The 3,803-nt window shown below is 54.1% G+C and carries 3 protein-coding genes; 1 reads left to right on the top strand and 2 read right to left on the bottom strand.

Annotated elements, in window-relative coordinates:
* Positions 1–579: 579 nt before the first annotated feature.
* Positions 580–2,208: an MATE family efflux transporter gene (locus Q0482_RS05200; RefSeq protein WP_299144249.1), complete on the bottom strand. Its 1,629-nt coding sequence runs from the start codon at positions 2,206–2,208 to the stop codon at positions 580–582.
* A gap of 158 nt (positions 2,209–2,366) precedes the next feature.
* Positions 2,367–2,645 (bottom strand): hypothetical protein, encoded by a 279-nt coding sequence (locus tag Q0482_RS05195; RefSeq protein ID WP_299144248.1) that lies wholly within the window; start codon positions 2,643–2,645, stop codon positions 2,367–2,369.
* Positions 2,646–2,888: 243 nt separating this feature from the next.
* On the opposite strand from Q0482_RS05195, the gene Q0482_RS05190 reads away from it, so the two are divergent.
* Positions 2,889–3,791: a LysR family transcriptional regulator gene (locus Q0482_RS05190; protein WP_299144247.1), complete on the top strand. Its 903-nt coding sequence runs from the start codon at positions 2,889–2,891 to the stop codon at positions 3,789–3,791.
* Positions 3,792–3,803 lie beyond the last annotated feature (12 nt).

The following is a 3,803-nucleotide window of genomic DNA, read 5'->3' as shown; positions in this document are numbered from 1 at the left end:
TACTATCAAAAGTTGCTCTAAATAAAGCACGGGTTGTTGTGCCCCCGCTTGCGGGGGAAAGGTGGTGGCGCCAGCCACCAAAGGGGGAATGCATTTCCCACGCCCGTAAGGGCGGTTGTATGGTTTTATAATAATGGCGCCCCCTTATTTCCCAAAGGGCGCCCACCAAGGCCCCCGATCCTCGATCCCGATCCTCGATCCCGATCCTCGATCCCGATCCTCGATCCCGATCTTCGATCCCAGCCGCCATGCGGCTACGCGCCCACCACCTGCCGCCGCAGGCGGCCCCCGATCCCGATTCCAGTCCCGATCCCGCCGAAGGCGCCCCTTTCCACCACTGACGTGGCCCGCTTCCCCTGAGAAATCCAGCAGCCAGGAACTAGTAGCTTGTAGCTTGTAGCTAGTAGCTAGTAGCTTGTAGCTAGTAACTAGGGACCAGCCACTAGCCACTAGCCACTAGCCACTAAATTATCCCGATCCCGGTCCCGCCCCCAGCCGCTCCGCGGCTGCACGCCTTCAGGGCGCGCAAAAAAGCCCCGCTGCCTTTCGGCAGTGAGGCTTTTTTCTATCAAAGCGTCCCTATGGGATGTAGGCCCTGGTAGCATGGCCTATGATGGACAAATGGAGGTCGGTGAGAAGGGACATGCGGATGGGAAGGACTCTTCCCATTTCTTCGTAGATATCCACTTCCGATTCTTTGATTTTCTGCATAAGGATGGACAGTTTTTCTTCCATTTCCGTCCAAAGTTCCACCAGCTCTTCCGCTTTCTTCATATTTCTCTGAAGGGCAGCGGAGCAGACAGCAGTGGAAGCGGCAGGGGCCGTTTTTCGTCCCAGGAGGAAGAAGGCCGCTTTGGCGAAGGAGAAGACCGGTTTGCCGTCCAGTTTTCTTTCTACATAGAGGAGACGGAGAACCATGAGGAAAGCGGAGCAGCCTACGCCGAAGTCAAGGCCCAGCCAGAAGGAATCGGCACCCAGGCCGGTATGGCTGTCCAGGAAGAGGCTCATGGGAAAGCAGCCGCCCCAGTAGGCAAGGACCATGAGGATGAAGGAAATACGGGTATCCTTGAGGCCCCGGAGAATGCCCTGGATGGGGGTGGAAATGGCGTCGAAAATCTGCCAGCCGGCACTGTAGATGAGGAACTGTCCTGCAATGAGGGCTACTGCTGCATCGTCGGTATAGACGGAGCCGATGGAGCTCCGGAAGAGGACGGTGAAGGAGGCGGTCATGAGGGCGCCTGCCATGGCAACGATGAAGCCGGCTTTCTTGTAGCGGCGGGCCATGACCATGTCCCCCGCTCCCACTTCGGTGGCAATGAGGATGGTAAGGGCCATGGAGCAGGATACGGGCAGCATGTATACCAGGCTGGCGAAGTTGTCGGCGATCTGGTAGGCAGCAAGAGCGTCGGTGCCGTAGCGGGACAGGAATACGATGATAAGGCTGAAAAGGCTCATTTCCATGAAAATGGAAAGTCCGCTGGGTACGCCTACCACCAGGTATTCTTTGATGTCCGCCATGCGGAGGGAAAGGCTTGTGAAGATTTCCTTACCTTCCAGTTCTTTCGATTTCAGAACCACCAGAAGGAAGAGCCCCAGAAGGACGCCGTAGGTAATCATGGTGGCAAGGCCGGCGCCGATGCCGCCCAGGGCAGGCATACCGCCGTGGCCGTAAATGAAGAGGTAGTTGAAAATGCCGTTCACCACAGGAGCCATGAGGAAAAGTTTCATGGAAATGGACGTGGAGCCTGCGGTGTCGGTGAGGCAGCGCAGGGGAATCATGAGGGCCATGAAGAATACCACGCCAATCATGGTCATGAGGTAGTACCGGGCAATGTGCTCCACCGCCGGCTCCAGGGCCAGGGAGGCCATGAGACTGTCGATAAAGAAGAAATAGGCTGCCGTAAAGAGAGCCCACACGGAAAGGCCGATCACCATGCCGCTTCTCACGATGAAGGGCAGAGATTCCTTTTCCTTCCTGCCGATGAGCTGTGCCATGAGGGGCGTCCCCGCCATGAGAAGGCCGATAATGGAGGCCAGAAGGGGATAAAAGAGCCCCGCCCCCACGGACACGCCGGCCAGATCGTCGGCGCCGGCATGGCCTGCCATGGTGGTATTGATAAAAGTCACTCCCGCTGTGGATACCTGGGCCACCAGGATCGGTATCATCACAGACAGAAGCTTATGTATATCTTTTTTCACGAAAAACATGTAAATGCACTCTCCAGAAATTTCATCAAAAAAAGACGCCCCGTGGCGTCATCCGATGAAAGCACTGTAAGAGCTGCTTTTTTCAGGGAACACTGAAAAAAGCCTTCAGCTTGAAAGTTTCATGGCTGCTTCGCCGCGCAGGGTTTCCCCCGCCCGTTTCATGCAGCGAAGGAAGCCGGACATCCCGTGACAGATGCCCCGTCATTCAGTTTTACAAAAGGAACAGCAGACCCGAAAAAATGCAGGCCGAAAAGCCATCCCCCTGCCCCGATGAAACCTTTGAAGAAGGAGGCAAATGGAGAAAGAATGCGCTTGAAATTGAAATTCACCCGGGACGGCACCAGAAGATTGGCTCCTTCCACATAGAAGTAAGCCATGGCAAAAAGAAGATACATGCTGCCGTACATCTCCAGGTCCATCAGTTCATTGATTTCCATATTGTCCTCCTTTCCTTGCTGAAATAAACGTCCGTTTCTTTTCATAGCAGGGACTATGATATAATAAATGTATATATACATAGTCAATCCATACCATTTCATCCATCTTCGGACGTGAAATGCAAAAATTTATTTATTGGTATTTTTAATACCCACTTATAGTATACTACTATAGCAAGAAAAAAGCAAATCTTTCGATATCCTTCCGGGAGCTTCTCCCTATTGTGAAATCAGGTGGCAATCATGAAATTAAATTTCACTTCCCTGGAATATTTCCTGAAAGCGGCGGAAATGGAGCATCTTACCAAAGCCGCGGAAGCACTCCATATCGCCCAGCCCGCCCTGTCCCGCACCATCCGCGGACTGGAAGAAGAGCTGAATGTCACCCTCTTTGAAAAGGAAGGGCGAAACATCCGCCTCACCAGGGACGGCCATATCCTTTTGAAATACACGGAGAATTTCCTCCGGGAATACAAGGCCATGCAGCAGGAACTGGAAGACTCCCGGAACCTGCAGCAGCTCAAGGTGAACCTGTCCATCCTCTCTGCCACCAAACTCATCCCCTCCTTCCTGGCGGAATTCAGGAAAGCCCATCCCGAGGCCATGCTGGAAATCATCAATCCCAAAATGCAGGCTTCCGCCAGACAGGCGGACCTCACCCTCTACTCCAGCATCCATCATATCGATGATGACCATACAGTCACCCTCTTCCGGGAAAACCTGGTGATGGTGCTCCCCCTCACCGACCGCCACGCCAAACTGCCCTATATCAACCTGGCTGACTTTTCCGATAAAAACTACATCGCCCCGCCAAAAGGATTCGTCCTCCGGGACATTTTGGAAGATTTCTGCCGGAAAGCGGGCTTCACGCCAAAGGTGGTCATGGAAAGCGACAACCCCGGCACCATCCACGAATTTGTCAACGCAGGCCTTGGCATCGCCCTGGTGCCCCAGATGACCTGGTACAACGCCTTCAGCGGCCTTGCCGCCCTCCCCGTAGGAGACATGGACTGCCACCGCTACCTCAACCTCTCCTGGAAAACCGACGGCAAACTCTCCCTCTCCGCCGTACTGCTCCGAGAATACATTGTAGACCACTTCTGGGAATACGTAAGAGAAAAAGCAAACAGCGAATTCCCTATGTGAGAAGGGCCGCAG

This window comes from uncultured Dialister sp., assembly GCF_937959425.1.
GTDB lineage: Bacteria > Bacillota > Negativicutes > Veillonellales > Dialisteraceae > Dialister.
Note: the sequence above shows the minus strand (reverse complement) of the source record. Positions and strands in the feature narration are given on the sequence as shown.

Excerpts from the sequence above, each read along its gene's own strand:
- Q0482_RS05200 (WP_299144249.1), bottom strand. The coding sequence starts at position 2,208 with ATGTTTTTCGTGAAAAAAGATATACATAAGCTTCTGTCTGTGATGATA.
- Q0482_RS05195 (WP_299144248.1), bottom strand. The coding sequence starts at position 2,645 with ATGGAAATCAATGAACTGATGGACCTGGAGATGTACGGCAGCATGTAT.
- Q0482_RS05190 (WP_299144247.1), top strand. The coding sequence starts at position 2,889 with ATGAAATTAAATTTCACTTCCCTGGAATATTTCCTGAAAGCGGCGGAA.